The following is a 25,140-nucleotide window of genomic DNA, read 5'->3' as shown; positions in this document are numbered from 1 at the left end:
GGTTCGTCGGGGCGTCACCCATATGATCCTGCCCTATGGGAGATGCCCGAATTGCCGTGCAGCCGCAAGCCGAGCCGGGGCGCCCGAACGAGGCGGGGCGGCGGTCCACCAGGGCTTCCCGGAGGGCCGCCGCCCTCGCCGTCTGGTATCTGCGGACCGTCGCCTTCATCAACTTCCTCAGCGCCGTGTGGGTCTCGCTCGGCCAGGACGTGCGCCGGCACAACCAGGACGACTTCTTCACGCCTTACCTGCTGACGGCCGGCTTCGCCTCCGGCGTGTTCACCGCGTTCCTGGCGATCACCATGCGGCGCAGGAAGCGGGCCGCGTGGATCCTCGACCTCGTGCTCAGCGGGGCCTTCCTCGCCCTGTTCGCGTTCGCCATGGCGTTCCCGGAGATCCGGCGGTACCCGCAGAACTGGATCTCCCTGGTGCTGACGGCCGCGTTCGTCGGCGCGCTGCTCGTCGGCCGCCGGGAGTTCTACGCCAAGGGCGACCGGTCCAACCCACGGCTCGCGGCCACGGTCGCCGTCGGCGGCGGGCTGCTCGCCTCGCTGCTGGCCGGGCTGCTGGTGACGGTCACCAACCAGGCGCCGGACGCGGCCCGTTCCGGCTTCCTGGAGCGCTGGCACTACGGCACCCTGCGGCTGGTGTCGGTGGCCGCCGAGGAGTCCCGCTTCCCCGGCATCGAGCCGCCCAACTGGGCCAACGTGGCGATCAACGTGCTCAGTACGGTCCTGGTGCTCGCCGTGTTCTACGCCGCCTTCCGTTCCCGGCGGGCCGTCGACCCGCTCACCGAGGACGACGAGAAGCGGCTGCGCGCCCTGCTGGACCGGCACGGCGAGCGGGACTCGCTCGGCTACTTCGCGCTGCGCCGGGAGAAGAGCGTGGTGTGGTCGCCGACCGGGAAGTCGGCCGTCGCCTACCGCGTCGTCGGCGGGGTGAGCCTGGCGTCCGGGGATCCGATCGGGGACCCGGAGGCCTGGCCGGGGGCGATCGTGCCGTGGCTCGCGGAGGCGCGGGCCCACGGATGGATCCCGGCGGTGATGGGGGCGGGCGAGGAGGCCGGCACCGTCTACGCCCGGCACGGGCTGGACGCGCTGGAGCTGGGTGACGAGGCGATCGTGGAGGTCGCCGAGTTCACGCTGGAGGGGCGGGCGATGCGTACCGTCCGGCAGGCGTACAACCGGGTGAAACGGGCCGGGTACCAGGTGCGCATCCGGCGGCACGAGGACATCCCGGCGGCAGAGATGGCGTATCTCGTCGAACGCGCGGACGACTGGCGCGACGGGGCGACCGAGCGCGGGTTCAGCATGGCCCTCGGCCGGCTCGGGGATCCGGAGGACGGCCGCTGCGTGATGCTGGAGTGCACGGACGCCGACGGCCGGCTGCGGGCGCTGCTCTCCTTCGTGCCGTGGGGGCCGAACGGGCTGTCGCTGGACCTCATGCGGCGCGACCGGTACTCCGACAACGGGCTGATGGAGTTCACGGTCATCGAGCTGCTGCGGCGGGCCGAAGAGATCGGGATCACGCAGGTCTCGCTGAACTTCGCGATGTTCAGGTCGGTCTTCGAACGTGGCGCTCGCCTCGGTGCCGGTCCGGTGCTGAGGCTGTGGCGGTCGCTGCTCAGCTTCTTCTCCCGTTGGTGGCAGATCGAGTCGCTGTACCGCGCCAACGCCAAGTACCGGCCCATCTGGGAGCCGCGGTTCCTGCTCTTCGAGAAGAGTGCGGACCTGCCGCGCATCGGCCTCGCCTCGGCCCGCGCGGAAGGCTTCCTTGAGGCGCCGGGACTGCCCAAGTGGCTGCACCGCAGGCACCTGGACACGCACCGATGACCGCACGGACGAGGAATGCTTGATGGGAACGGTCGCCCGCTGGGCCCGCGCCGAGTGGGGATTGCTGTACGTCACCGTCCGTGAGCCCCTGCGCGAACGGCGTCTGCGGGCGCTGCCGATGACGCTCGCAGCCGTGTGCCTGACGGCCTGCCTGCAGTACGTGCAGAACCAGCCGTGGGGCTGTCAGCCGGTGCAGGACCTGGGTGCCGTACAGGCCGAGGACCCGCTGTGGCTGGCCCTGCTGCGCTCTCCCCTGTCGCTGTTCGTGCCCGCGCTGGACCTGCCGGTGTGGGGCGCGCTGGCGCAGATCCTGCTGGTGTTCGGGATCGCCGAGATCTGCCTGGGCTGGTGGCGGACGCTGGCCATCGCGTACGTCGCCACGCTCGCCGGGACGCTGTACGCGCGCGTGGGGATCACGCTCGGCCCGCACGCCCCGTTCGGGCTGCCCTGGACCGACGCGCAGGTGGTGGACACCGGCCCGTCGGCGGCCGTGGTGGGGCTCGCGGTGTTCGTGAGCTGGCGGTACGGCGCCTATCTCACGGCGGGTGCGGTGACCGTGGCGATGGTCGCCGAGGTGCTGGTCAAGGAGAACCTGGCCGGCAAGGAGCATCTGGCCGCGCTGATGGCCGTGGGGATGCTGTGCCTGGCGGTGGCCCTGCGACACCGGCACGGACTGCGGGCGCCCCTCCGGCCGCCACGGCGCGGCCAGCGCCCCCCGGACAGCCGCACCGGCCGCGGATCGCACCTGCCACCGATCCGTCCCTGAACGACCCACCGCGACCGGTCCGACCGGCGGTCATGGACACAGGCCGTGGGGGGGCGCTCCGGCCGCTGTGGGGCGGTCAGTGGTGGCCGGGGAGGCGGGCCGGGTCGGGGTCGGGTCTGCCGCCGAGCCAGTCCTGGACGGCCCGTCGCGGCCGGGCCCAGCGGCGGTCGTGGCGGTAGGCGCGCAGGGGTGGCCTTGGCGCGGGCGCGCAGGGGCGCCACCGGCGGCTGCGGGGCGGTCAGCGGCGGCCGGACCCACCAGCGGTCAGGGGCACAGCCCATGGGCGCCCCCTCGGGCAGCCACGGCCCGGCCAGCGGCGGCCGGGCAACCGAGTCCTGGACGGTCCGCCGCGCCGGGCCCAGCGGCGGTCATGGGCACAGGCCGTGCCGGTGTCCTTCTGCGGCCAAGGCGGGGTCAGTGGTGGTCGGGGAGGCGGGCCGGGTCGGGGTCGGGTCTGCCGCCGAGCCAGTCCTGGACGGCCCGTCGCGGCCGGGCCCAGCGGCGGTCGTGGCGGTAGGCGCGCAGGACGGCCTTGGCACGGGCGCGGGGGCGGCGGCCGTAGAAGCGGCGGGCCCACGGGGAGCCGGGGCGGGCCAGCCGGACGGCGCCGACGAACGCGACCAGCGGCACGATCACCCCGAAGATCGCGATGCGGGCCTTCCCCTTGCCCAGGGCGATCAGCGCGAAGAGGAAGTTCCCGGCGATGGTGCCGATGACGCCGCCGCGGTCCTGCAGCTCCGCCGGGGTCAGGTCGTTGACGCCGAACGGGACGAAACCGGCCAGCAGCAGGCCGACCAGGGCGGCGGTGAGCACGACGGCCTCGACGCTCTTGCGGCCCTCCTCGCTCCAGTAGACGTCGTCCAGGTGCAGGATCAGCGCGAACTCGTCCAGGACCAGTCCGGCGCCCAGGCCGAAGAGGACGGCGGCGACGAGCCCGCCGGCGCCGTGCCGGTCACTGGCGACCGCGCCGAAGCCGCCGACGACGGTGAGGACGACGCCGGGGACGACGTGGTGGATGTGCAGCCCGCCCGCCTTCACGTTGCCGAACGGCCCCTTTCCGGCCCGGATCAGACGGGTGATGGCCCGGGTGACCAGGAAGGTCAGGACAAAGGCGGCGAGAGCGAGCAGCAGCGGGAGCTTGCCCGGCTCGACGATGTTCCGCTCCCACCAGTGCCCCATATGCGCACCTTATCCCTGGGCGCGGGAGGCGACCTGGCGACCGCCGGGTAACCTGCGCCGGTGCTCAAGTCCTCCCCTCTCGACGGTCTCCGCTTCGCCTTCGGCACGCTCACCGTGCTGCCCGTCCGGGTCCACCGGTGGGATCGGGACGCCGCACGCGGCGGGATGCTGACCGCCCCCGTGGCCGGTCTGGTCGTCGGCGGTTGCGCGGCGGGGCTGGGGCTGGGGCTGCTCGCCCTGGGCGCCGGTCCGCTGCTCGCCGCCGTCGCCTCCGTCGCCGTACCCGCCGCGCTCACCCGCGGGTTGCACCTCGACGGTCTCGCCGACACCGCCGACGGGCTGGGCAGCGGCAAGCCGGCCGAGGACGCGCTCAGGATCATGAAGCAGTCGGACATCGGGCCGTTCGGGGTGCTCACCCTCGTGCTGGTGCTGCTGGCCCAGGTCGCCGTGCTGGCCCAGCTGTACGACGGCTCGTGGGCGCGGGGCGCCCTGGCCGCCGTGGTCGCGGCGACCGCCGCCCGCCTCGCACTCACCCTCGCCGCGCGCACCGGAGTGCCGGCCGCCCGCCCGGAGGGGCTGGGCGCGGCGGTGGCCGGGGTGGTCCCGGCGGGCGCGGCGCTCACCCTCGCGCTCGGCGTGGTCGTGGCGGCCGGGGCGGCGGGCGCCTGCCTCGGCGGGTACGACGGCGCGCGCACCGCCCTCGCGGTGGTCGCCGCCGTAGCCGTCGCCGAACTCCTGCTGCGCCGCTGCACCCGGCGCTTCGGCGGGGTCACCGGAGACGTGTTCGGCGCGCTCGCGGAGACGGCGGCGACGACCGCGCTCGTGGCGCTGACCCTGGGGCGCTAGTCTCTCGCCCGTACACGGACGAGAAGTGTGTGATCGGGGGACATCCGTGCTCAAGCTGCGCCGTGCCATGGCCTGGTTCGTCGACTTCGCTCTCGTGGTGGCCGCGGCCTCGCTGCTCGCGGTCCTCACCTTCCACCGGATCACCGCGCTCGTCACCGACGTGCCGGAGCTGGCCACGCGCGGCGGCCTCGACCTGGTGACCTCGCGCGGTGACGTCCTCGGCGCCTCCGAAGCCCTCGGGTTGTCCCTGTGGGACAAGGTGGTGCTGGATGTGGAGGAGGCCTTCGGGGCGCTCGTCCTCGTCACGTTCCTCTACCAGTGGGCCTGCCTGGCGCTGCTCGGCCGCACCCTCGGCAAGGGCCTGCTGGGTCTCCGGGTCACTCCGCGCCTCTCCCGACGCGCCCTGCGCCGGGCCGCCGTCACCACCGCCGCCGATGTCGCCGTGTACGCCCTGGCCTGCGTGCTGCTGGTCCGGGGGCACTTCGTGCTGTCGGTGCTGGTGTGGACGGTCGCGCTGGCCTTCTTCCTGGTCAACGCGGTGCCGGTGCTCTCCCCCGGCCGCCGTTCCCTCGCCGACCGGCTGGCCGGCACCTCGGTCGAGGGGGCCTTTCAGCGGGCGGAATCCAGGTCGTGGAGCAGCGTGCCCCAGGGGTGAACCCCCGTACCGGGCACCGCGCAGTGCACGGCGGCGCCCCGCTCGTGCGCCGCGGCGGCCACGTCGGCACCGGCCGGGACCCCGTACACCAGGTGGCACTGGCGGACCCCGCGGCCGGGGTAGGCGCGGCGACGCGCGGATGTACGGCGGTACGTCGTCCAGGGGCCCTCGAGGTGCCGGTGAGGCAGCCGGCCGGGGTGCCGGCGGTGGCCCGGCGGAAGGCCCGGGACGTGCGCGGGTACGGCACCCCGTCGAGGTGGTGGGCGGCGAGCGCGGGCAGGGTCGCCGGGAACCGCGGACCGGACCCCCGCCGCAGGCCCACGGTGGCCGGTCGCGCAGTTCCCCGCGCCCCTGACGGGGCGTCTTCCCCTACGGCAGCTTCAGTGTGAGCGCGGACTGGAGCGGGCCGGGGGCCGCCCAGGACGAGCGCTCACCGGCGTAGGCCGTGCCGAACGTGGTGCTGCCGAGGGTGAGCTGCTGCCTGGTGCCCTCCGGCGCGGTCACCGGGATCTGCGTGCCGGACGGCGCCGTGACGGTCACGGTGTTTCCGATCCGGTAGGCGGTGACGTGGCCGGCGTCGAGCGCGGTCTGCCATGTGGCCCGGTTCTGCAGTTCGGCGCCGATGGCGCTCTGGGGCAGGTTGACGATCGGGGTGTTGCCGGCGAACAGGGCCTGGTAGTCGGCCAGTACGCGCTCCAGGACCGGGTAGAGGGTGCGGTCCTCGGCCAGGTTGGACTGGTGGGCGTAGTGCGGGCGCGGGTCGTTGCTCAGCACGTGTCCAAGGTCGGTGTGGGCCTCGGCGGGCACGATGTGGTCGGTGAAGCCGGTGGCGGTGTCCAGCGGCTGGGACAGACAGGTCGAGGCCGGGTTGTTCTCGCAGGTCCCGCTGCCGCCGTCCGCCGTGGCGGTGTAGATCCAGTTGTACTCGTCGGCCATCTCGGCCTTGGTGCCCACGTTGTAGTACACGTTCATCGGGTAGCGCGGCACGGTGAGCGTGCTGTTGCCCACGGCCCGCTGCCCGGACTCGCGGGAGTTGTCCGAGGCGGTCCACTTCACCCCGTTGGCGGCGAGCGCGGGCCCGAGCTCGGGGTTGTCTTGCGGCTGCTGCGGCAGGGTTTTCAGTCCGGAGTGCTCGCCGGTGACCAGCTCGCTCCGGTCGACGGAGAGGCCGTGCCGGAGGGCCCAGTTGTAGTTGTCCGAGATCTCCCCGGAGATGTCGGAGCGGCTCACCCACCTGGTCGAGCCGTCGGCGTTCTTCGCGCACGACCACGGCACGGTCGAGGTGTCCTGGACACAGCCGAGGAAGAGATGGGTGTAGGTGTGGTTCACCCAGCGGTACTGGGCCCTGTCCTTCAGGAGCTGGTCGGCCAGCGGGTCCTTGCCGCCGTTCTCGCTCTTCCACTCCTCGCCGGCGCCCGCGTTGAACACCATGTCCAGGGTGAAGCCGTGGCTCTGCTGCCAGGAGGCCGCGTACTGGGCGTCGGCCGCGGTCATCCGGATCGGCGTGGTCGTGTCGGTGCCGCCGCTGCCGCAGTCGATGTCGCCGGGTGTGCAGTCGCGCTCGGTGTCCCAGCGGGCGTCCGGCGCGAAGACGTCGTCGACGTGCACGGCGAGGTAGTTGCGGGCCTGCCCCAGGTGCACGCCCTGGGTGAGCCACTCGACCATGCCGCGGGCCAGCACCCGGAACTGCTGCTGGTACTGGTTGTAGGCGAAGGTCACCACCAGCTCGCGGCGGCCGTCGTGGGCGTACTCGCCGAGCAGGCTGCCGGTGCCGGTGCCGCCGGGCACGGGGGTGTCGACATAGCTGGTGAAGCCGGCGCGGGGCTGTGCGACGAAGCCGTAACTCTCGTCCACCGAGGGCGAGTTGTCCTCGAAGGAGAAAGCGCCCTTCAGATACCCGAACGGGCCCGCCCGGCCGGTCACGCTCACCGTGGCCGTGCGTCCGTCGAGGGTGCCGGCGTAGCCGTTGCCGTCGGTGTAGTCGAGCCCGACCTCGGGGTGGGCCCAGGTGTAGGCGTCGAGTTGCGGGATGCCGTACGTCTTCTCGTACGTCTCCAGGGCCGTCTGTTCAGCCGAGCCGGCGCCGAACGGGGCCTCGTTCGGCAGGACCACGCCCTGGAACTTCGCCCGGGGCCGGGTGCCGGCCGTGTCGCTCAGGAAGGTGCCGGTGATCGTGGGCCGGCCGGAGTCGTCCAGGTCCACGGTGGTGTACGGGACGCCCTCGCTCCGCAGCTGGGCGGTGATCGCGCCGACCGGGCCGGCGCCGTCGTCGACGACCAGCACCCTCAGGTCGATGCGCGGATCGGTCGCGGCCGACGCACCCGGCGCGGCCAGTCCCAGCGTGATCATTCCCGCGGCCGTCGCGGTGACGCCGGCCGTTCTCCAGCGGTGTGTCCGATGAGCCATGACAGGTTCCTCCCCCCAGAAGACCCTCGGCGGCGGATCCGTGCCGAAACCGCGGAGAGTCGGTGCACATGGTGCGAATCGGCGGGCAGACGGCCCACCGGAACCCGACGAGTGTGGCTCAGGTCAGCGGTGCGCAGGGGGCAGAAGTGGCCATGACGCCACGCACAGGTGAACACCCGCAGGAATGAGCGAACGCGCGCACGCGCGTAGTCTCGTCCCGGGTGTTCGCCGACAGGGTGAAGGCCCCGGTTGCCACCAGTCCCCGGGCCTGGGCCTAGGGTCGGCTCCCGGGCCCGGTCGACCCACCCCACATCGGCCACAGCAACTTCACATCGGAAGCGAGATCTCACCACCGTGACTGCTCTGACTCTCAGCACCGCCGCGGCGCCCGGCCTCCGGGCCGACGCGATCGTGATCGGTGTCGCCAAGGGCGCCCAGGGCCCCGTCGTAGCGCCGGGCGCCGAAGCCGTGGACCAGGCGTACGACGGCAAGCTGGCCGGCGTCCTGGAGACCCTCGGCGCCTCGGGTGCCGAGGGCGAGCTGACGAAGCTGCCCGCCCCGGCCGGCTTCAAGGCCCCGCTCGTGGTGGCGGTGGGCCTGGGCGCGGAGCCCGACGCCAAGGAGACGGACGCCGGCTACGACGCCGAGGCGCTGCGCAAGGCCGCCGGCGTGGCGGCCCGCGCGCTCGCCGGAGCGAAGAAGGCCGCGTTCGCGCTGCCCATCGACAGCCCCGGCGCCATCGTGGCGATCGGCGAGGGCGTGCTGCTCGGCGCGTACTCCTTCGACACGTACAAGGAGAACGGCCGCCAGGCGCAGGGCGCCGCCAGGGCCCGGAACGGCAAGGCGCCGCTGGCGGAGGCCACGCTGCTCGGCGGCAAGCCGCGCGACACCACCCACAAGGGTGCCGTCGCCCGCGCCCTCGCGGTCTCCGAGGAGCTGAACCGCGCCCGCGACCTGATCAACACCCCGCCGAACGACCTGACCCCCGCGGCCTTCGCCGGCATCGCCCAGGCCGCGGCCAAGGAACACGGCATCAAGGTGCAGGTGCTCGACGACAAGGCCCTGACCAGGGGCGGCTACGGCGGCATCCTCGGTGTTGGCAGCGGCTCGGCCGCGACCCCGCGCCTGGTGAAGCTGTCCTACACGCACCCCGAGGCGGACAAGCACCTGGCCTTCGTCGGCAAGGGCATCACCTACGACTCGGGCGGCATCTCCCTGAAGCCGGCCGGGCACAACGAGACGATGAAGTGCGACATGAGCGGCGCCGCCGCCGTGTTCGCCGCCGTCGTCGCCGCCGCCCGGCTCGGCCTGGAGGTCAACGTCACCGGCTGGCTGGCGCTGGCCGAGAACATGCCGTCCGGCTCCGCCGTGCGCCCGGGTGACGTGCTGCGCATGTACAGCGGCAAGACCGTCGAGGTCCTCAACACCGACGCGGAGGGCCGGCTGGTCCTCGCCGACGCGCTGTGGGCGGCCTCGCAGGAGAACCCGGACGCGATCGTGGACGTCGCCACGCTGACCGGCGCGATGATGCTGGCGCTGGGCAGCCGGACGTTCGGCGTCATGGCCAACGACGACGCGTTCCGCTCCGCGGTGTACGAGGCGGCGGAGGAGGTCGGCGAGCCGGCCTGGCCGATGCCGCTGCCGGAGCACCTGCGCAAGGGCATGGAGTCCTCCGTCGCGGACATCGCGAACATGGGCGAGCGGATGGGCGGTGGCCTGGTCGCCGGTCTGTTCCTGCGCGAGTTCGTGGGCGAGGGGATCACCTGGGCGCACCTCGACATCGCCGGCCCGGCGTTCAACGAGGGCGGTCCGTTCGGCTACACGCCCAAGGGCGGCACGGGGTCCGCGGTGCGGACGCTGGTGCGGCTCGCCGAGCTCACCGCCGCGGGTGACCTGGGCTGACGCAGCCCGGCGGCTCGGGCGGTTCTGTCCGAACGGCGTCCGCGGGGGCGTGGGGGACCGATCACGCGGTTCCCCACGCCCCTTCGGCGGTACCGCCGCTCTGTCGGTTCCCGGTGAACGTGGGACGTCTCACACCCCGGCCCGGCGTCTCGATCACGTCCGACAAGTGCAAAGATGGAGCCCGGCAGGACAGGGCCCCCACCGAAGGGCCGAAGCATCAAGCGGCCGGACACCAGCCGCCTGCCGGTCACAGGAGACCGGTCTACGGCGCACATGCATGGAGGACGTGACGTGGCGAACGACGCCAGCACCGTTTTCGACCTAGTGATCCTCGGCGGTGGTAGCGGTGGTTACGCCGCGGCCCTGCGCGGGGCGCAGCTGGGCCTGGACGTCGCTCTGATCGAGAAGGACAAGGTCGGCGGCACCTGCCTGCACCGGGGTTGCATCCCCACCAAGGCCCTGCTGCACGCGGGCGAGATCGCCGACCAGGCCCGTGAGAGCGAGCAGTTCGGCGTCAAGGCCACCTTCGAGGGCATCGACGTCCCGGCGGTCCACAAGTACAAGGACGGCGTCGTCGCCGGCCTGTACAAGGGTCTGCAGGGCCTGATCGCCTCCCGGAAGGTGACCTACATCGAGGGCGAGGGCCGCCTGTCCTCCCCCACCTCCGTCGACGTCGACGGCCGGCGCGTCCAGGGCCGCCACATCCTGCTGGCGACCGGCTCCGTGCCAAAGTCGCTGCCGGGCCTGGAGATCGACGGCAACCGGATCATCTCCTCCGACCACGCCCTCGTCCTGGACCGCGTGCCCAAGTCCGCGATCATCCTGGGCGGCGGTGTCATCGGCGTCGAGTTCGCCTCGGCGTGGAAGTCCTTCGGCGCGGACGTCACGGTCATCGAGGGCCTCAAGCACCTCGTCCCGGTCGAGGACGAGAACTCCTCCAAGCTTCTCGAGCGCGCGTTCCGCAAGCGCGGCATCAAGTTCAACCTCGGCACCTTCTTCCAGAAGGCCGAGTACACCCAGGACGGCGTCAAGGTCACCCTCGCCGACGGCAAGGAGTTCGAGGCCGAGTACCTCCTCGTCGCCGTCGGCCGTGGCCCGGTCTCCCAGGGCCTGGGCTACGACGAGCAGGGTGTCGCCATGGACCGTGGCTACGTCCTGGTCGACGAGTACATGCGGACCAACGTCCCGACCATCTCCGCCGTCGGTGACCTGGTTCCGACGCTCCAGCTCGCGCATGTCGGCTTCGCCGAGGGCATCCTGGTGGCGGAGCGTCTGGCCGGTCTGAAGGTCGTCCCGATCGACTACGACGGTGTCCCGCGGGTGACGTACTGCCACCCGGAGGTCGCCTCCGTCGGTATCACCGAGGCCAAGGCCAAGGAGATCTACGGCGCGGACAAGGTCGTCGCTCTGAAGTACAACCTGGCGGGCAACGGCAAGAGCAAGATCCTCAACACCGCGGGCGAGATCAAGCTCGTCCAGGTGAAGGACGGTGCCGTGGTCGGCGTCCACATGGTCGGCGACCGGATGGGCGAGCAGGTCGGCGAGGCCCAGCTGATCTACAACTGGGAAGCGCTGCCGGCCGAGGTCGCGCAGCTCATCCACGCCCACCCGACGCAGAACGAGGCGATGGGCGAGGCGCACCTGGCGCTGGCCGGCAAGCCGCTGCACTCCCACGACTGAGCCTTCGGTCAACGGGCGCGACGACACAGACTTCCGCAATTCGTTAGGAGCAACCGAAACCATGGCGGTTTCCGTAACCCTTCCGGCGCTCGGTGAGAGCGTCACCGAGGGCACTGTCACCCGCTGGCTGAAGGCCGAGGGCGAGCGCGTCGAGGCCGACGAGCCGCTGCTCGAGGTCTCGACCGACAAGGTCGACACCGAGATCCCCTCGCCCGCCGCCGGCGTGCTGGCCTCCATCAAGGTCGCCGAGGACGAGACCGTCGAGGTCGGCGCCGAGCTGGCCGTGATCGACGACGGCACGGGTGCGGCTGACGCCGGCCCGTCTGTGGCTGAGGCCCAGGCGGCCGCGCCGGCGCCGACCCCCACGGCCGCCCCGGCCGCCCAGACCCCGGCCGCCCCCTCCACCGAGCAGGCCGCCCCCGCTCCGGCCCCGACCGCCGAGGCCACCGCCGGTGCCTCCGGCGCCGAGGGCACCGACGTGGTCCTGCCCGCGCTCGGTGAGTCCGTCACCGAGGGCACCGTCACCCGCTGGCTGAAGTCGGTCGGCGACTCCGTCGAGGCCGACGAGCCGCTGCTCGAGGTCTCCACGGACAAGGTCGACACCGAGATCCCGGCGCCCGCCTCCGGCGTGCTGCTGGAGATCGTGGTGAACGAGGACGAGACCGCCGAGGTCGGCGCCAAGCTCGCCGTCATCGGCGCCCCCGGTGCCGCCCCGGCCGCCGCTCCGGCGCCGGCCGCCCCGGCTCCGGCGCCCGCCGCCGCTGCCCCGGCCGCCCCCGCGGCTCCGGCCGCCCCGGCTCCGGCTCCGGCCGCCCCGGCTCCGGCTCCGGCCGCCCCGGCTCCGGCTCCGGCTGCCCCGCAGGCGCCGACGGCTCCGGCCCCGCAGCAGGTGACGACCCCGGCCCCCGAGCCGGTGCCGTCCGCTCCGGCGCCCGCTCCGGCTCCGGTGACCCCGGCCGCCGCGCCCACCGCCCCGACCGCCACCCAGGCGACCGACGAGGGCGCCTACGTCACCCCGCTGGTGCGCAAGCTCGCCGCCGAGAACGGCGTCGACCTGGCCACCGTCAAGGGCACCGGCGTCGGCGGCCGTATCCGCAAGCAGGACGTCATCGCCGCCGCCGAGGCCGCGAAGGCCGCCCCGGCTCCGGCCGCCGCCGCCCCGGCCGCCGCGAAGAAGGCCCCCGCCCTGGAGGCCTCCCCGCTGCGTGGCCAGACCGTCAAGATGCCGCGCATCCGCAAGGTCATCGGCGACAACATGGTCAAGGCGCTGCACGAGCAGGCCCAGCTGTCGTCGGTCGTCGAGGTCGACGTCACCCGCCTGATGAAGCTGCGTGCCAAGGCGAAGGACTCCTTCGCGGCCCGCGAGGGCGTCAAGCTCTCCCCGATGCCGTTCTTCGTCAAGGCCGCCGCGCAGGCGCTGAAGGCCCACCCGGTCATCAACGCCAAGATCAACGAGGCCGAGGGCACGATCACCTACTTCGACACCGAGAACGTCGGTATCGCGGTGGACTCCGAGAAGGGCCTGATGACCCCGGTCATCAAGCACGCCGGCGACCTCAACATCGCGGGCATCGCCAAGGCCACGGCGGAGCTGGCGGGCAAGGTCCGCGCCAACAAGATCACCCCGGACGAGCTGTCCGGCGCGACCTTCACCATCTCCAACACCGGTTCGCGTGGCGCGCTGTTCGACACGATCATCGTGCCGCCGGGCCAGGTCGCGATCCTCGGCATCGGTGCCACGGTCAAGCGTCCGGCCGTCATCGAGACCGAGGAGGGCACGGTCATCGGCGTCCGCGACATGACCTACCTGACCCTCTCCTACGACCACCGACTGGTCGACGGCGCCGACGCGGCCCGTTACCTGACGGCGGTCAAGGCGATCCTGGAGGCGGGCGAGTTCGAGGTCGAGCTGGGCCTCTGATCTCCCTGATCAGGCAGTACGGCAGAGCCCCCGTCCGGAGTCCTTCTCCGGACGGGGGCTCTGCCCATGGTGGGCGGGGCGCCGTCAGGCGAGGCGTGCCGCGACCACCGCGAGCCAGCCGCTCACGGTGAGCCGGTCCGGGCTTCGACCTCCATGCCCAGCTCGGCGGCGCCGACGGCGTACTCGCTCTCGTCGAGCCCGAGGGCCAGCAGTTCCCGGATCTCCCCCACGAGCCGCGCGACGAGCTGCCGGTCGGTCGTCGCGGCGAAGTCCTCCACGGCCGCGTCGTGCCCGCCGAACTCGACGGCGGATCGCATCACATCAGCGGTATGTCCAGACCATCCCGACTTCCGTCTGCGACACGAGTACCAAGCCGAAATCGAAGGTGCGCACGGAAAAGGGGTTCCAACCAGAAACCCGCTGATAGTAGTCGAGAGTATCGCTGTCGCGCCCGGTGTTCGCATAAAAGTGTGAGCCCTCAGGAAAGCGCGTCAGGATGACGCGGGCCTTCGCTTCAAGGGCCTCCCTGCGCTCCTCGAAATCCGGTTCTCTTGTGACATCGACCCAGGGCGTGGATAGGGCCACAAGGAACCGTACGGCCTGAGAACGCGGGATCTCATCCAGGTAGGACTTCCAGCCTTCCGCCGTCGTGGAGACCTCCGGAGGCATGACGAAGGGGTAGGACGGTTCCTCGAGCCTTTCGAGTTCGCCCTCCCATGCGTCCACCGTGCGCCAGCCGCGGGCGTCGCGGGTGTCACCGCGCGTCAGGGTGCGCAGGTCGAGCACCCAGTTCTCGTGCTTTCTGCTCGTCACCTTGGCAATGGTCGCCCGACGCTCGTACATGCCGACCGCATCGGCCCACGACCACTCGTCGAGCTCGGCCATCGCTGTCTCCTCACAACCCGTGCGCGGCGGCCGGCTCGCGGCGCAGCACGACCCGGGCGGCCCGGACGTCGACGGCTCCGCGCCCGGCCAGCATCAGGGCCTGCAGCAGTACCTTGCCGACGGGCTCCTGCCGGGACGGCCAGGCCGCCTCGATCGTCAGCCGCGCCCGAGTGGACCGGGCCAGCCAGCGGTGGATGACCTGTTCGTTGCTGGTGACCACGTGCTGGGTCGCCCACTGGGTGGTTTCCCGGTCGGGGTAGGTGGCGGTGCGGGTGCGCACGGGGCTCCTTCAGGGGCGGTAGGGCTCGAATCGTGTCGGTCGGGTCACCACGCGTGGAAGGACCAGACCATGCCTACCTCCGTCTCGGAGACGAGGAACAGGCCGAGGTCCCAGCCGTGCCGGGAAATTGTGGTGCAGCCAGAAATCCGCTTGTAGTAGTCGAGATGTGCGCTGTCCCGCCCGGTGTTGGCGTAGAAGCGGGAACCCTCAGGAAAGCGAGAGAGAATTACGTCGGCCTTCCTCTCCAGGCCATACCTGCGTTCTTCGAATTCCGGAGTTTCCTCGATATTGAGCCACAGCGCGGAAAGGGCTACGAGGAACTTCTTGGCGGAAGAGCGCGGAATCTCGTACACACGGGACTTGAGGGCGTCCGCCTTCTCGGGGTCGGCCGGCAGTTCGACGAAGGGGTAGAACGGGTCGTCCAGCCTTTCGAACTCGTCCGCGAGGGGGTCGTTCACGCGCCAGCCGCGCGTGTCCGGCGTGTCACCGCGCATCAGGGTGTACACATCCAGCGCCCAGTCCTCGTGCTCCCTGCGCGTCACCTTGGCGATGGTGTACCTGCGCGCGTACATCCCGATCGCCTCGGCCCACGACCGCTCGTCGAGCTCGGCCATCATCGATCGTCGACGAGCCCGTCCATGCGCTGGACCTGCCGGGTCAGATGCTCCTGCATGGAGTGGAGGTCGTCGGCCAGCTTGGTCAGATCCTCGTCCTTGGCCGCCAGGTCCTTCTTCCGGCCCACCAGGCCCCCCGTTCCCCTCAGACTCGACTGCCTGCTCACGCCTGCGCACCAACCTAATCGAAGGCGGGTTCGACGGGTGCTGGATTTGGACTGGCCACGCGGGCAGCGCGCGGTGAAGTGCGTGACAAGCCGCAAACCCGCGCGCACTCGCCGGACGACAGGCGCGCGTGGGGGCCCTCAGGCGCCACAAACCTCGTGTGCGCCTCGTCTCACCTGCGTCAAAGCACCGCCACGCGTCCTCCCCGAGAACCGAACCCGCCGTATCGTCTAAACGTCAGCCCTCCCTAAGGAGCCCCCATGACCGCGCCCGTCGTCCACTCGCTGCGCGAGCAGATCCGCGAGCACATCGTGGAAGGAATCGTCAGCGGGCGCTGGCAGCCGGGTGAGCGCATCGTCGAGCGGCGGATCGCCACCGAGCTGGAGGTCAGCCAGACCCCGGTCCGCGAGGCCCTGCGTGAGCTGGAGTCGCTGCGGCTGATCGAGTCGGCCCCCAACAAGGGCGTGCGCGTGCGCAGTCTGACCGCGGCGGACCTGGAGGAGAGCTACCCCGTCAGGGCCGGCCTGGAGGCCATCGCGGCGGAGCTGGCGGCGGACCGCCTCGCGGTGGACTGCTCGGCCCTGGAGCCGCATGTGGCGGCGCTCTACGACGCCGACCGCAAGGCCGACGGCACCGGCCAGGTCCGCCACACGGTCGGCTTCCACCGGGAACTGGTCCGCGCCGCGGACAACTCCGTGCTGCTGCACACCTGGGAGGGCCTGGGCATCGAGGTGTTCACGGCCCTGTCCATCCGCTGGCTGGGCACGGTGCAGCAGTCGTACGCCGAGGAGCACGAGGAGCTGGTGCAGGCGTTCAAGCGGCGGGATCCGCGGATCGCGGAGCTGGTCAAGGCGCACGTCCTGGGCTGCGCTCCGCGCCCCTGACCGCACCCGAGCATCCCGCCGCTCACCTGCGAAAATCCACCCTTCCGGCGTCACCCGGTGCCAGTACCGAAGGCACCGCGTGCCGACTTTCTCGAAATCAAGAGGTTTTCGCCCTCGCCCCTTTGATCGATCATCGATCAGGGAGTTACAGTCGCCGACGGACCTCCACCGAGGTCCGCTGCCCTGTCCTGCCAAAGACCAAGGGCACCCCGAACCCTTACCGATGAGGGAACCCCCTTCGACTGAGGAAGGCGGCGACATGACCGACCCCAACGCCATCCAGCCGAGCGCGCTCGACCAGCTCCCGGACCGCGACCCGGAGGAGACCGCCGAATGGCAGGCCTCCCTCGACGCCGTCGCACGGGAGGCCGGGCCGCATCGCGCCGCGTACCTGATGCGCCGCACGCTGGAGCGCGCCGAGGCGGGCGGCATCGCGCTGCCGAAGCTCCTCGAGACGGACTACGTCAACACCATCCCCACCTCCGCCGAGCCGGGCCAGCCCGGTGACCCGGAGATGGAGGCCCGGATCACCGCGTGGAACCGCTGGAACGCGGCCGCGATGGTGACCCGTGGCGCGAAGCACGGCGTCGGCGGCCACATCGCCACCTTCGCCTCCGCGGCCTGGCTGTACGAGACCGGCTTCAACCACTTCTTCAAGGGCAAGGAGGGTGACGGCTCCGGCGACCAGCTCTACATCCAGGGCCACGCCTCCCCCGGCATCTACGCCCGCGCCTTCCTCGACGGCCGCCTGAACGAGGCGCACCTCGACAACTTCCGCCAGGAGGCCGGCGGCAACGGCCTGCCGTCGTACCCGCACCCGCGCCGCCTGCCCTGGCTCTGGGAGTTCCCGACCGTCTCCATGGGCCTCGGCCCGCTGTCGGCGATCTACCAGGCGCGCTTCAACCGCTACCTCACCAACCGCGGCATCAAGGACGTCTCCGCGTCCCACGTCTGGGCCTTCCTCGGCGACGGCGAGATGGACGAGCCGGAGTCGACGGCGGCCCTCGCGCTCGCAGCCCGCGAGGAGCTGGACAACCTCACCTTCGTCATCAACTGCAACCTGCAGCGCCTCGACGGCCCGGTCCGCGCCAACTTCAAGATCGTGCAGGAGCTGGAGGCCCAGTTCCGCGGCGCCGGCTGGAACGTCGTCAAGACGCTGTGGGGTTCGGCCTGGGACGAGCTGTTCCGGCTGGACACCACCGGCGCGCTCGTACGCCGGCTGCGCCAGGTACCGGACGCGCAGATCCAGACGTACCAGACCCGCGACGCCGCCTACATCCGCCAGGACTTCTTCGGCGCCGACCCGGCGCTCGTGGAGATGGCGAAGCTGCTGAGCGACGACAAGATCCTCGAGTGCTTCCATCTCTCGCGCGGCGGTCACGAGGCCCGCAAGGTCTACGCCGCGTACAAGGCCGCCGTCGAGCACAAGGGCGCGCCGACCGTCATCCTGGCCCAGACGGTCAAGGGCCACACCCTCGGCGAGGGCTTCGCGTCGAAGAACGCCAACCACCAGATGAAGAAGCTCTCGGTGGACGAGTTCAAGACGATGCGCGACCTGCTGGAGCTGCCGATCAAGGACAGCGACTTCATCGACGGCGTGGTCCCCTACGGCCACCCGGGCACCGACTCCCCCGAGGTCCGTTACCTCCAGGAGCGTCGCGCGGCCCTCGGCGGCCCGGCCCCGGCCCGTCGTACGCACGCGCTGGCTCCGCTGCCGGCCCCGGCCGAGAAGGCGTTCGCCTCCTTCGACAAGGGCTCCGGTTCGCAGAACGTGGCCACCACCATGGCCTTCGTCCGTCTGGTCAAGGACCTGGTCCGCGACAAGGAGACGGGTAGGCGCTGGGTGCCGATCGTCCCGGACGAGGCACGCACCTTCGGCATGGAGAGCCTGTTCCCGTCGCTCGGGATCTACTCGCCCAAGGGTCAGACGTACGAGCCGGTCGACCGCGACCAGCTGATGTACTACAAGGAGGCCGAGAACGGCCAGATCCTCAACGAGGGGATCACCGAGGCCGGTTCGATGGCCGACTTCATCGCCGCTTCGTCGTCGTACGCGACGCACGGCGAGGCGATGATCCCGTTCTACATCTTCTACTCGATGTTCGGCTGGCAGCGCACGGCCGACCAGATGTGGCAGCTCGGTGACCAGCTCGGCCGCGGCTTCCTCGTCGGCGCGACGGCGGGCCGTACGACCCTGACGGGCGAGGGCCTGCAGCACGCCGACGGCCACTCCCCGGTGATCGCGGCCACCAACCCGGCCGCCCTCAGCTACGACCCCGCCTTCGCCTACGAGATCGCGGTCATCGTCCGCGAGGGTCTGCGCCGGATGTACGGCGAGGCCAAGGAGGGCGAGGACCAGAACGTCTTCTACTACCTGACGGTCTACAACGAGCCGCTGCCGCAGCCGGCCAAGCCGCAGGGCCTGGGTATCGACGAGGGCATCGTCAAGGGCCTGTACCGCTTCAACACGGCGGAGTCCGCGGGCGTCACCGCCCCGGCCGACGCCCCGCGGATCCAGCTGCTCGGCTCCGGTACGGCGATCCACTGGGTCCTTCAGGCGCAGCAGCTGCTCGCCGAGGAGTGGGGCGTGGCCGCCGACGTCTGGTCGGCGACCTCCTGGACGGAGCTGCGCCGCGACGCGCTGGAGGCCGACACGGCCCTGCTGCGCGGCGAGGAGCGGGTGCCGTACGTCCGCCAGGCGCTGCAGAGCGCCGAGGGCCCGGTGCTGGCCGTCTCCGACTACATGCGCCAGGTCCCGGACCAGATCGCGCAGTGGGTCGAGCAGGACTGGTCCTCGCTGGGCGCCGACGGCTTCGGTCTGTCGGACACCCGTGAGGCCGCCCGCCGCCACTTCGGCGTCGACGCCGAGTCGATCGTCGTCGCGGCCCTGGCCCAGCTGGCCAGGCGCGGCGAGGTCAAGGCGACGGCGGTGAAGGAGGCCCGGGAGAAGTACGGGCTGTAGTCACCGGGGTCCTGGGAAGGGGTACGGCCGCCGCCGTGCCCCTTCTGTGTCGGTGGCCCCCGGCATCATGGGGCCATGCGCGCCGCACGCCTCATCAAGATGGTCCTCCTCCTGCAGTCCCGGCCCTCCATGACCGCCGCCGAGCTGGCGCGGGAGCTGGAGGTGTCCGAGCGGACGGTCACCCGGGACGCGCAGGCGCTGTCGGAGGCGGGGGTGCCGGTGTATGCCGAGCGGGGGCGGGCCGGGGGGTACCGGCTGGTCGGCGGATACCGGACACGGCTGACGGGGCTGGCCCGGAGCGAGGCCGAGGCGTTGTTCCTGAGCGGGGTGCCGGGGGCGCTGAGGGAGATGGGTCTGGAGGACGCGGCGTCGGCGGCCCGGCTGAAGGTCTCGGCCGCGCTGCTTCCCTCCCTGCGGGACGCCCCGGACAGCGCCGCCCAGCGCTTCCATCTGGACGCGCCCGCCTGGTTCCGGGAGGCGGAGACACCCGCACTGCTGCCCGTGCTCGCCGAGGCGGTGTGGGCGGACAGCCGCGTCGCCGCCCGCTACCGGCGCGGGGCCGACGAGGTGGAGCGGACGCTGGAGCCGTACGGTCTCGTGCTGAAGGCGGGCGTCTGGTACCTGTGCGCGCGGGTGGCCGACGGCTCCTTCCGGACCTACCGGATCGACCGGTTCACCGGCCTGGACATCCTGGACGAGCGTTTCGGCCGCGACCCGGACTTCGAGCTGCCCGGCCACTGGGCGGCGCAGGCCGAGCGGTTCGCGCGCTCGATCCTGCGCGCCGAGGTCGTCGTACGGCTGTCCCCGGAGGGCGTGCGCGGACTGCCGTACGCCGTCGATCCGCTGTCCGCGCGCGAGGCGCTCGGCGGTGCGGGCGAGCCGGACGCCGAGGGCTGGGTGACGGCGACCCTGCCGGTGGAGTCGGAGGAGGTCGCGCACACCCAGCTGACCGCGCTCGGCCCGGAGGCCGAGGTGCTGGCACCGGCGAGCCTGCGGGAGCGGTTCGCCGCGGACGCGGCCCGGACGGCGGCGCTGTACCGGCGCGCGGACGCCGGGTAACGATCCGCGGTACTCCGCGTGCGGCCCACCGGCCGAGGCCCGATGCTGGTGCCGTGATGGACGAGACGGAGTTCTGGGAGCTGATCGACGCCACCCGCGAGGCCGCCGGGGGCGATCCCGAGGAGCAGGCGGACCTGCTGGTGGAGCGTCTGCTGCGGCTGGATCCCGACCTGGTCCTGGACTTCGCCCGTCACTTCGAGGCCCGCTACAACCGCGCCTACCGCTGGGATCTGTGGGGCGCCGCCTGGGTGCTGCTGGACGGGTGCAGCGACGACGCGTTCGACTTCTTCCGGTGCTGGCTGATCGGTCAGGGCCGGGAGGTCTTCGAGGGCGCCCTGCACGATCCGGACTCCCTGGCGGAGCTGCTGGGCGAGTTCGACGAGGAGATCGACGGCGACGGCGAGGAGCTGGGCTACGCGGCGGACGAGGCCTACGAGCAGCTGACCGGCACCGTCGCGCCCGACCTGGGCATTGCCCCGGCGCCCGCCGAGCCGGGGGGCAGGCCGGTGGACTTCGAGAACGAGCGGGCGCTCGCGGAGCGGTATCCCCGGCTGTGGGAGCGCTTCAAGGACTGACGCCCCGGCCTCATGGAGGGTGTGCCCGGTGGTGCCGTTCCCTGGCCCCTCGGCGCCCTTCGGACGACAGTGTGATCCCACTCTCGGGGTGTTGTGCCGTGCCCGCGATGTGCACTGTGCCACCCGGTGGAACCATCGTCCTGGTCCGGGACGTTTCTGTGGGTACCCGCGTACGTTGCCGGTTCGCCGCCCGGTGGCCGCTCGTGTGCGCGTGGCTGATCAGCGGACCCGCCCCGTCCGTACTGAGGGGTCCGAGAGAAAGGCGGCTCCGTGGACCTGCTCGACCTGGTGCTTGTGCTGGTGATCCTCCTCTACGCGGTGTCGGGTTACCGGCGTGGGCTGGTGGCCGGATGCGTCTCCCTGGCCGGGTTCGTCGGCGGCGCCGTCGTCGGTGTGTGGGCGCTGCCCTGGGTGACGGGGCTGGTGGAGCGCGGCTCCGCGCAGGCGACGGTGCTCGCGGTGCTGACGGTGCTGGTGCCGGCGGGGATGGGGCATGAGCTGGCGGGCCGGCTGGCGCTGCGGCTGCGCGGCGAGCTGGACCGGGGCCCGCTGCGGGTGGCGGACGGGATCGGGGGCGCGACGGCCAACTCGGTCGCGGTGCTGATCGTGGCCTGGGTCGCGGCGAGCGTGCTGGGCGCGGCGCCGTCGCCGACCCTGACGACGGCGATACGGAACTCGGCGCTGCTGGGCACGGTGCAGCAGGCGATGCCGCAGACCACGCCCGCCTGGTTCTCACGGGCCACGTCCGCGCTCACCGAGGCGGGTTTCCCGCAGGTCTTCAACCCGTTCGAGAACGAGTCGACGGCCCGGGTGGCCCGGCCCACCGGCGACAGCGTCACCCCGGCCGCGGCGAACGCCGCCAGGCTGAGCACGGTGAAGATCGAGGGCGCCACGGGCACCGAGGGCCGGGAGGGCAGCGGCTTCGTCTACGCCGCGCGGCATGTGATGACCAACGCGCACGTGGTGGCGGGCATCGACCGGCCGAGCGTGCGGGTGGGAGGGGTCGGGCGGCCGTACGCGGCCCGGGTGGTGCTCTTCGACCCCGACCGGGACGTGGCGGTGCTGTACGTGCCGGAGCTGCGTGCCCCGGTGCTGCGTTTCGACACGAGTGCGGTGCGCGGGGACTCGGCGGTGGTGGCGGGCTATCCGCAGGACGGAAGTCTGGACCTGCAGGCGGCGACGGTGGCGAACCGGGTGCGGGCGACCGGCCAGAACATCTACAACGACGGTGCGGTCACCCGGGAGATCTACTCGATCCGCTCCACGGTCCGGCCGGGCAACTCCGGTGGCCCGCTGCTGACCACGGACGGCAGGGTGTTCGGGGTGGTCTTCGCCCGCTCCACCTCGGACGCCGAGACGGGGTATGTGCTGACGGCGACCGAGGTGGCGGGCGACGCCCGGCGCGCGGTCACGGCGACGACGGCGGTGGACACGGGGGAACTGGTCGACTCGTAGGGGCGCCGTCCGGCTGGCGACAGGCCCCCCGGACGGGTCTCACAGCCGACGGCCCATGAGGACGTCGTCGACGTAACGGCCGTCCAGGTGGAACTCCCCCGGCAGCACCCCTTCGACGGCGAAGCCCTCGCGCTCGTAGAGCGTGCGGGCCGGGGTGTTGTGCCCGAGCACCCGCAGGGTGAGCCGCCGCACACCACGGCTGCGCGCCTCCTCGGCGGCGGCCCGGACCAGCGCGCGCCCGACGCCCCGCCCGCGCGCCTCCTCGGCGACGGCGAAGCCCTGGATGGCGAGGACGTGCGCGTTCGAGGCGAGCGGGGTCGGGCGGGCGAGGCGGATGTAGCCGACGACGCGCCCGCCGTCTTCGGCGACCAGGTAGCCGTCCGGGCCGTGCCGCTCGTCGAAGAAGGGGTCGTAGGGCGGCTGCGGCTCGGGCATCACCGCGTGCAGGGGGGACCAGGTGGCCCGGTCGAGGGCGGACAGTTGCCCGTCGTCGTCGAGGCGGGCGGTGCGTATGTACGGCTCCGGCATGACGATCACCCTACGGCGGGTCCTCCCGGCGTCCCACCGCGTCTCCTGCCGGTCCTGCCGTCATGCTGAGAACCATGGAACGTTCGCGAATCGCGGTGGCCGGTGCGTCCGGTCTGATCGGCAGCGCTCTGGTGCGGTCCCTGACCGCGGACGGGCACGAGGTGGCGCGTCTGGTGCGCCGGGCGCCCCGGGGCCCGGACGAGGTCCGCTGGGACCCCGCCCGGCGGCAGGTGGACGCCGCCGGGCTGGCCGGCTGCGACGTGGTGGTGAATCTGGCCGGGGCCGGGGTGGGCGACCGGCGCTGGACACCGGAGTACAAGCGGCTGATCCGTGACAGCCGGGTGCTGGGGACGGCCACGCTGGCCGAGGCGGTGGCCGCGCTGCCGGAGCCGCCACGGGTGTTCCTGAACGGCAGCGCGATCGGCTTCTACGGCGAGACCGGCGACCGGGTGGTGGACGAGAGCGCGCCGCCGGGCGACGGTTTCCTGCCCCGGCTGTGCGTGGAGTGGGAGGAGGCGGCGGCGCCCGTCGCGGAGGCGGGCGTACGGACGGTGTTCCTGCGCACGGGGCTGGTCGTGGCGCGGGGCGGCGGGGCCTGGGGGCGGCTGTTCCCGCTGTTCCGGGCGGGCCTCGGGGGGCGGCTGGGCGACGGGCGGCAGTACTGGTCGTACATCGCCCTGTACGACGAGGTGGCCGCGATCCGGCATCTCATCGACGCGGAGGCGCTGTCCGGGCCGTTCAATCTGACGGCTCCCCAGCCGCTGACGAACCGCGAGATCACCGAGGCGATGGCGCGGGTGCTGCACCGGCCGGCGCTCCTCCCGGTGCCCGCGCCGGTGCTGCGGGCGGTGCTGGGCGAGATGGCCGGGGATGTGCTGGGCAGTCAACGGGTGGTGCCGAAGCGGTTGTCGGAGTCGGGGTTCCGGTTCACGTTTCCGGGCATCGAGGAATCGGTACGGGTCGCCTGACATACGCCAGGGATGTCCTGCGATCTCGTGAGACCTCTTGTGACCGCATGCGACCTCCATGCGACCGTGCCCTGTTGATGCGCGACTGTTCCTGACCGATCACGGCCCTAACCTCGACTCGAACTCGGGTATCGCTGGAGCCAGTTGGGGGCATGACGTCTCCACCGGCCGCGCAACCACAGGAGGGGCCTCGTGCTTGAGCCCGCGTACCAGGTGGACGTCGTCATCGTGGGAGCCGGAATAGCCGGCCTCTCGGCGGCTCATCGACTGACCAGCGCCGGAATCAGGACCGCGGTCCTGGAGGCCGCCCCGTATGTCGGCGGCCGTATGTCGACGGAGAAGGTCGACGGTTTCCGGCTCGACCGCATCGGGCAACTGCTGTCCACGTCCTGTCCCGAACTCGGCCTCTCACCGGGCCTGGACTCCCTCGTGCTGCGCCGGTTCGCGCCGGGTGTGCTGCTGCACCGCGACGGACGCAGGCACCGCGTGGACGCCCCGGCGGGCGGGGGGAGCACAAGGGGCGCACTCCATGTGGTGCGCGCTCTCGCCGGCGCCCCGAGAGGCGCGGCGGCCGCGCCCCGCCGGACCGGCGCGCCGGTGGGCGGTGCGATGGACCAGGCCCGGCTGGGGGCCGCCCTCGGCCGGATCGCCGCGACCCCTGTCGAACGCCTGCTGACCCGGCCCGAGCTGCCCGCCGCCCAGGCCCTCGCCCAGCGCGGCGTGCCGGCCCGCACCATCGACGGCTTTCTGCGCCCGCTGCTCGCCGCACTGCTGTGCGACCCCGAGCTGACCACCTCCAGCCGCTGCGCCGATCTGGCGCTGCGCGCCTTCGTGAGCGGGCGGCTGGGCGTGCCGGAGGGCGGCGCGGAGATGCTGCCGGAACTGCTGGCCCGGACGTTGCCGCCCGGCAGCGTGCACACCGGGGTGCGGGTCACCTCCGTGTCCACGACCTCGGTGACCACCGCCGAGCACGGGGAGGTCCGCTGCCGGGCGGTGCTGCTGGCGACCGACGCGCGGGCCGCGGCGGAGTTGCTGCCGGGGCTCAGGGTGCCGGACTTCCATCCGGTGACCGTGGTGCACCACACCCCCGATGACCCGGCGGCGGCCTTCACGACCGGCAGCTCGCTGCTGCTGGACGCCGACCGGGGTGGGCCGGTGGCGCACACGGCGGTGCTCAGCAACGTCGACCCGAGCCGGGCGCCGGGCGGCCGGGTGCTGATCTCCTCGACCGTGCTGGGCACTCCGCCGGAAGGCGTGGACACGGCGGTTCGCATCCACCTCTCCCGGCTCTACGGCACCTCGACGCGCCGCTGGGAGACGCTGGCCGTGCACCACACGCCGGAGGCGGTCCCGGCGATGCGTCCGCCGCACGACCCGCGCCGGCCGGTACGGCTGCTGGCCGGGCTGTACGTCTGCGGCGACCACCGGGACACCAGCACGGTCCAGGGCGCCCTGCACTCGGCCCACCGGGCCACGGCGGCGATCCTGGCCGACCTGGGCGTGGCGGGCTCGATGCACCGGGCCGACCCGATGTCGGTGATGCCGCGAGCGGCGTAGCCCGACGGGCGGGACGCGGCA

General features: G+C 72.3%; 22 protein-coding genes. 14 read left to right on the top strand and 8 right to left on the bottom strand.

Going from position 1 to position 25,140, the window contains the following annotated elements; genetic code table 11:
- Positions 1 to 35: 35 nt before the first annotated feature.
- Complete coding sequence (locus AC07C1_RS08545) at positions 36 to 1,832, top strand: phosphatidylglycerol lysyltransferase domain-containing protein (RefSeq protein ID WP_478937787.1); 1,797 nt, start codon at positions 36 to 38, stop codon at positions 1,830 to 1,832.
- 22 nt (positions 1,833 to 1,854) lie between these two features.
- Entirely contained in the window at positions 1,855 to 2,598 is a 744-nt protein-coding gene (locus AC07C1_RS08540) for a hypothetical protein (RefSeq protein WP_478937786.1), read from the top strand.
- A gap of 414 nt (positions 2,599 to 3,012) precedes the next feature.
- Here AC07C1_RS08540 and AC07C1_RS08535 read toward each other — a convergent pair whose 3' ends face one another.
- On the bottom strand, positions 3,013 to 3,777 hold the full coding sequence (locus AC07C1_RS08535) for a hypothetical protein (protein WP_478937785.1): 765 nt from the start codon (positions 3,775 to 3,777) through the stop codon (positions 3,013 to 3,015).
- 60 nt (positions 3,778 to 3,837) lie between these two features.
- Between AC07C1_RS08535 and AC07C1_RS08530 the strand changes: the two genes are divergently transcribed.
- Both AC07C1_RS08530 and AC07C1_RS08525 read left to right on the top strand, forming a co-directional pair.
- A complete protein-coding gene (locus AC07C1_RS08530) occupies positions 3,838 to 4,623 on the top strand; it encodes an adenosylcobinamide-GDP ribazoletransferase (RefSeq protein WP_478937784.1) in 786 nt (261 codons plus the stop codon).
- Positions 4,624 to 4,669: 46 nt separating this feature from the next.
- Positions 4,670 to 5,278, top strand: a complete 609-nt coding sequence (locus AC07C1_RS08525; RefSeq protein ID WP_478937783.1) for an RDD family protein — start codon at positions 4,670 to 4,672, stop codon at positions 5,276 to 5,278.
- A gap of 369 nt (positions 5,279 to 5,647) precedes the next feature.
- On the opposite strand, the gene AC07C1_RS08520 is transcribed toward AC07C1_RS08525, so the two are convergent.
- Complete coding sequence (locus AC07C1_RS08520; RefSeq protein ID WP_478937782.1) at positions 5,648 to 7,684, bottom strand: hypothetical protein; 2,037 nt, start codon at positions 7,682 to 7,684, stop codon at positions 5,648 to 5,650.
- Between the two features lie 354 nt (positions 7,685 to 8,038).
- Between AC07C1_RS08520 and AC07C1_RS08515 the strand changes: the two genes are divergently transcribed.
- The 3 genes from AC07C1_RS08515 (at position 8,039) to sucB (ending at position 13,187) form a co-directional block, all read left to right on the top strand.
- Positions 8,039 to 9,586, top strand: a complete 1,548-nt coding sequence (locus tag AC07C1_RS08515; protein ID WP_478937781.1) for a leucyl aminopeptidase — start codon at positions 8,039 to 8,041, stop codon at positions 9,584 to 9,586.
- Positions 9,587 to 9,877: 291 nt separating this feature from the next.
- On the top strand, positions 9,878 to 11,266 hold the full coding sequence (gene lpdA, locus AC07C1_RS08510) for a dihydrolipoyl dehydrogenase (protein WP_478937779.1): 1,389 nt from the start codon (positions 9,878 to 9,880) through the stop codon (positions 11,264 to 11,266).
- 61 nt (positions 11,267 to 11,327) lie between these two features.
- Positions 11,328 to 13,187 (top strand): 2-oxoglutarate dehydrogenase, E2 component, dihydrolipoamide succinyltransferase, encoded by a 1,860-nt coding sequence (gene sucB, locus AC07C1_RS08505; protein ID WP_478937777.1) that lies wholly within the window; start codon positions 11,328 to 11,330, stop codon positions 13,185 to 13,187.
- 122 nt (positions 13,188 to 13,309) lie between these two features.
- Here sucB and AC07C1_RS08500 read toward each other — a convergent pair whose 3' ends face one another.
- Genes AC07C1_RS08500 through AC07C1_RS08480 form a run of 5 tightly spaced genes read right to left on the bottom strand, consistent with a single transcriptional unit; the run spans position 13,310 to position 15,133 of the window.
- The gene (locus AC07C1_RS08500) at positions 13,310 to 13,504 is read right to left on the bottom strand and encodes a contact-dependent growth inhibition system immunity protein (protein ID WP_478937776.1); all 195 of its coding nucleotides are present in this window, start codon (positions 13,502 to 13,504) and stop codon (positions 13,310 to 13,312) included.
- A 4-nt stretch (positions 13,505 to 13,508) separates the two neighbouring features.
- On the bottom strand, positions 13,509 to 14,072 hold the full coding sequence (locus tag AC07C1_RS08495; protein WP_478937775.1) for a hypothetical protein: 564 nt from the start codon (positions 14,070 to 14,072) through the stop codon (positions 13,509 to 13,511).
- 10 nt (positions 14,073 to 14,082) lie between these two features.
- Complete coding sequence (locus AC07C1_RS08490) at positions 14,083 to 14,352, bottom strand: RNase A-like domain-containing protein (RefSeq protein WP_478937774.1); 270 nt, start codon at positions 14,350 to 14,352, stop codon at positions 14,083 to 14,085.
- A gap of 44 nt (positions 14,353 to 14,396) precedes the next feature.
- A complete protein-coding gene (locus AC07C1_RS08485) occupies positions 14,397 to 14,966 on the bottom strand; it encodes a hypothetical protein (protein ID WP_478937773.1) in 570 nt (189 codons plus the stop codon).
- A complete protein-coding gene (locus tag AC07C1_RS08480) occupies positions 14,966 to 15,133 on the bottom strand; it encodes a hypothetical protein (protein ID WP_478937772.1) in 168 nt (55 codons plus the stop codon). Before AC07C1_RS08480 ends, AC07C1_RS08485 begins: the two co-directional genes overlap by 1 nt.
- A 258-nt stretch (positions 15,134 to 15,391) precedes the next feature.
- Here AC07C1_RS08480 and AC07C1_RS08475 point away from each other — a divergent pair, with 258 nt between their 5' ends.
- From AC07C1_RS08475 to AC07C1_RS08455, 5 genes are all read left to right on the top strand, one after another.
- A complete protein-coding gene (locus AC07C1_RS08475) occupies positions 15,392 to 16,015 on the top strand; it encodes a GntR family transcriptional regulator (protein WP_478937770.1) in 624 nt (207 codons plus the stop codon).
- Between the two features lie 259 nt (positions 16,016 to 16,274).
- Positions 16,275 to 18,977 carry a pyruvate dehydrogenase (acetyl-transferring), homodimeric type gene (gene aceE, locus AC07C1_RS08470; protein WP_478937769.1) on the top strand — a complete coding sequence of 901 codons (2,703 nt, stop codon included), beginning with the start codon at positions 16,275 to 16,277 and terminating at the stop codon, positions 18,975 to 18,977.
- Between the two features lie 75 nt (positions 18,978 to 19,052).
- Positions 19,053 to 20,036, top strand: coding sequence for a helix-turn-helix transcriptional regulator (locus AC07C1_RS08465; RefSeq protein WP_478937768.1), 984 nt, complete (start codon positions 19,053 to 19,055; stop codon positions 20,034 to 20,036).
- 56 nt (positions 20,037 to 20,092) lie between these two features.
- Positions 20,093 to 20,611, top strand: coding sequence for a DUF4240 domain-containing protein (locus tag AC07C1_RS08460; protein ID WP_478937839.1), 519 nt, complete (start codon positions 20,093 to 20,095; stop codon positions 20,609 to 20,611).
- A gap of 270 nt (positions 20,612 to 20,881) precedes the next feature.
- Complete coding sequence (locus AC07C1_RS08455; RefSeq protein ID WP_478937767.1) at positions 20,882 to 22,066, top strand: MarP family serine protease; 1,185 nt, start codon at positions 20,882 to 20,884, stop codon at positions 22,064 to 22,066.
- Between the two features lie 39 nt (positions 22,067 to 22,105).
- Here AC07C1_RS08455 and AC07C1_RS08450 read toward each other — a convergent pair whose 3' ends face one another.
- Positions 22,106 to 22,594: an N-acetyltransferase family protein gene (locus AC07C1_RS08450; protein WP_478937766.1), complete on the bottom strand. Its 489-nt coding sequence runs from the start codon at positions 22,592 to 22,594 to the stop codon at positions 22,106 to 22,108.
- A 74-nt stretch (positions 22,595 to 22,668) separates the two neighbouring features.
- On the opposite strand from AC07C1_RS08450, the gene AC07C1_RS08445 reads away from it, so the two are divergent.
- Entirely contained in the window at positions 22,669 to 23,562 is an 894-nt protein-coding gene (locus AC07C1_RS08445; protein ID WP_478937765.1) for a TIGR01777 family oxidoreductase, read from the top strand.
- 192 nt (positions 23,563 to 23,754) lie between these two features.
- On the top strand, positions 23,755 to 25,119 hold the full coding sequence (locus AC07C1_RS08440; RefSeq protein ID WP_478937764.1) for an NAD(P)/FAD-dependent oxidoreductase: 1,365 nt from the start codon (positions 23,755 to 23,757) through the stop codon (positions 25,117 to 25,119).
- Positions 25,120 to 25,140: the final 21 nt, after the last annotated feature.

The sequence above is a fragment of the Streptomyces sp. NPDC045022 genome (assembly GCF_056432605.1).
Note: the sequence above shows the minus strand (reverse complement) of the source record. Positions and strands in the feature narration are given on the sequence as shown.